4 protein-coding genes are annotated in these 2,654 nt (G+C 36.7%); 1 reads left to right on the top strand and 3 read right to left on the bottom strand.

What is annotated here, in order from left to right; translation table 11 throughout:
- Positions 1 to 309 precede the first annotated feature (309 nt).
- Together ACR2F7_RS12470 and ACR2F7_RS12465 are read right to left on the bottom strand one after the other, a co-directional pair.
- Complete coding sequence (locus ACR2F7_RS12470; RefSeq protein WP_432713884.1) at positions 310 to 501, bottom strand: hypothetical protein; 192 nt, start codon at positions 499 to 501, stop codon at positions 310 to 312.
- A 39-nt stretch (positions 502 to 540) separates the two neighbouring features.
- Positions 541 to 1,122, bottom strand: a complete 582-nt coding sequence (locus ACR2F7_RS12465; RefSeq protein ID WP_432713883.1) for a polysaccharide biosynthesis/export family protein — start codon at positions 1,120 to 1,122, stop codon at positions 541 to 543.
- 583 nt (positions 1,123 to 1,705) lie between these two features.
- Between ACR2F7_RS12465 and ACR2F7_RS12460 the strand changes: the two genes are divergently transcribed.
- Complete coding sequence (locus tag ACR2F7_RS12460; RefSeq protein WP_432713882.1) at positions 1,706 to 2,485, top strand: patatin-like phospholipase family protein; 780 nt, start codon at positions 1,706 to 1,708, stop codon at positions 2,483 to 2,485.
- On the opposite strand, the gene ACR2F7_RS12455 is transcribed toward ACR2F7_RS12460, so the two are convergent.
- On the bottom strand, positions 2,482 to 2,631 hold the full coding sequence (locus tag ACR2F7_RS12455; RefSeq protein WP_432713885.1) for a 2-phosphosulfolactate phosphatase: 150 nt from the start codon (positions 2,629 to 2,631) through the stop codon (positions 2,482 to 2,484). The two genes, ACR2F7_RS12460 and ACR2F7_RS12455, sit on opposite strands and share 4 nt — an antisense overlap.
- Positions 2,632 to 2,654: the final 23 nt, after the last annotated feature.

The following is a 2,654-nucleotide window of genomic DNA, read 5'->3' as shown; positions in this document are numbered from 1 at the left end:
CCCGGATGAATTTTTTCCATTGCTTGCCAGATCGGTACACGATATTGTACAGGATGTGAGTCGAATACCAATAAATTGATAGCCATATAATTTAATTTAATATTGAAAAAATGATGATTAGGTGCCGGCCTTATATTGCATCAAAGTTTATGCTTCAAATAAATAAAGCCTCTGGTTAATTGGAAAATGAATTTTTGGCAATACTGATGATAAAAAGAACTAATTTTAAAATTATATTTTTAGAAGCTGTTTCCTCACAGCCATACAACTTGTTAAAAGGAATAAAATAGGGTGCATAAGAAAAAGGGACTAAAGCTTCAATAAATTTATCGGAGGGGTCATGTATAAATTCGCCAGGATACCAATTGCACCCATCATCCACAACTGTATCTCCATTGGTGGTAAAAAAAAACCAGCCTTGTTTAACAAGGATTTTGATGTTCTTTTGTTGGAAAGAACTGGCGATAAAGGAGATGCGCCATCACCAAAAACAACTGCCATCAACAGTTACATATTTAGTTTTATCAGGCTGCACATAGATCACATTATTATTTTTGAGGAGGTAATATCCATTGGAATGTATTCCCTTTTGCCATCTAATTCCCTGATCAATAAGATGTCGTTCCTCTTTGCCGTAATATTTAAATCTCCTGCCATACTTAAGGCTTCAGTAACGGTAATTCTTTCACTGGCAACTTTATAAGTATCGGGTCTGAGCACATCACCCAGAATAGCCACTTTAAAATTTAACACCCTAACATTTACAGCAGGCTCACTGAGGTATTTAACCAACTTCAGTTGCAGCTCTGCAGCTACTACACTTGTTGTTAAACCTGCTACTTTATGTTTACCAATAAGGGGGAGGCTAATTTCACCATTCTGGTCTACCAGGTAGCCTATACTTTTAGACGCTGAATCTGCATAGGCCTTTGGGTTAAGACTACTTACGCTCACATCAAGGATATCCGAATTTTGTATAGTTAATGAAGTAAAGTTATTTATACTTTCTCTTGTAGGTGCCGTACGGCTGATATTCTGAAAATAAGGGATTTTTTGGTAGGCGTTACAAGCACTTAAAAACAGTCCGGTAAAAAATAACAGATAGAGTTTGAACTTACACATAGGTATATTTTTGGATGAATAATTTGTTCTTTTAATGAATTTTGGATAGAGTTCCTCCACTCCACTTACAGTGGCTGTTTAAAATTTAAAGTTAAAGGTAGGGGGGAGAGAGCGTCCTTCTAACTGTAGACTGTTATGTAAAAGTAGAGAAAGTAGTATACACAAAAAAGAAATTTAAACCATTGTGTATACAAACGAGAAATCTAATAGCGAAACTGTACGTAGGTTTAAAATTAAAAATAATTCACAAGGTGACACGTTCGATTATATAATAGAGAAATTATAGGTCTTTATTCCTTTAGAAGACAGTCAACATCTTTATTTAATGCTGTTTACAATCGTATAAAATTACACAAGATGTATAGCTACAATTACACTTAAAAAAATACGGAAGCAAATGAAAATTTTAATGACATTCAATTACAATTCAGTGCTCTTACAGCATTTACATTTAAACAAATTATACAATAAGTGTAACCTTATTAAGCTGGCACAGGACACCAGCTGCTGGTCATTTAATTTTTAATTCTGTTTGTAGAAAAATATGACCATCTTACAGTTACATCTTCATTAAAAAATAGGTATGGCAAAAGTTGGTATCGTTTTATCCGGAGGCGGAATCAGGGGCATTGCACACTTAGGTGTCCTTAAAGCCTTCGTCAATGCAGGCATTACTTTCAGCCACATCAGTGGCACCAGTGCAGGTTCCATAGCAGGTGCTTTTTATGCCGCTGGCATAGATCCCGAAGAAGGACTGAACATCTTTATCAAAAGTAAATTGCTGCGTTTTATCAGGCCTGCAGTAGGCAGCCTGGGGCTGATCAATATGGAATATACTTCCGGCTTGTTAAAAGAATACTTTCCCGACGACCGTATAGAAAAGTTAAAAATCCCACTTACCATTGCCGCCACCAATTTTTCTGAAGGCAAACTGGTTTATTTTAATAAAGGTCCATTAATTAAAGCCATTCAGGCCTCCAGCTGTATACCTGGCATTTTTAAACCCATCATCATTGATGATCAAATGTATGTAGACGGTGGTGTGCTGAACAATTTCCCTATAGAACCGCTGTTGACCACTTGCGATTTTATCATCGGCTCTTCCTGCAATCATTTAAAAACCGTAGATAAAATAACCAATTTTAAAGCGCTGGTGGTCAGGTCAGTAATGATGTCCATCAACAAAGACATGGAGCAGAAAGCTGCTTTCTGCAACATATTGATAGAACCTAAAGGTATGGGAGAATACAGTACTTTCGACACAAAAAAAGCGGAAACCATTTACTGGCTGGCCTACGAAGAGACCTTAAAAACCATTAAAGGAAATCCGCTTTTAAAATCGTTATCCGAGAAACAGGCTTAGTTGAGCGACAAGGCCACCAATTTTTCACCAATCAATACGGGTATAGCTTCACAGATGTTTAATTGCAAACAGAACTTTACATCTTCTTCTATGTTGAGCTGTGCCAACCGGTTACTATGAGAAGATTTAGCTAGATAAGTGCGCAGGTTTGGTTTTGCCAGGGCAAACA

The sequence above is a fragment of the Pedobacter sp. genome (assembly GCF_045628745.1).
In the GTDB taxonomy this organism is placed as follows: domain Bacteria; phylum Bacteroidota; class Bacteroidia; order Sphingobacteriales; family Sphingobacteriaceae; genus Pedobacter.
This window is presented reverse-complemented; position numbering and strand designations above follow the sequence as displayed.

What these genes read in the sequence shown, in the direction of transcription:
- ACR2F7_RS12470 (WP_432713884.1), bottom strand. Translation starts at nt 501, where the DNA reads ATGGCAGTTGTTTTTGGTGATGGCGCATCTCCTTTATCGCCAGTTCTT.
- ACR2F7_RS12465 (WP_432713883.1), bottom strand. Translation starts at nt 1,122, where the DNA reads ATGTGTAAGTTCAAACTCTATCTGTTATTTTTTACCGGACTGTTTTTA.
- ACR2F7_RS12460 (WP_432713882.1), top strand. Translation starts at nt 1,706, where the DNA reads ATGGCAAAAGTTGGTATCGTTTTATCCGGAGGCGGAATCAGGGGCATT.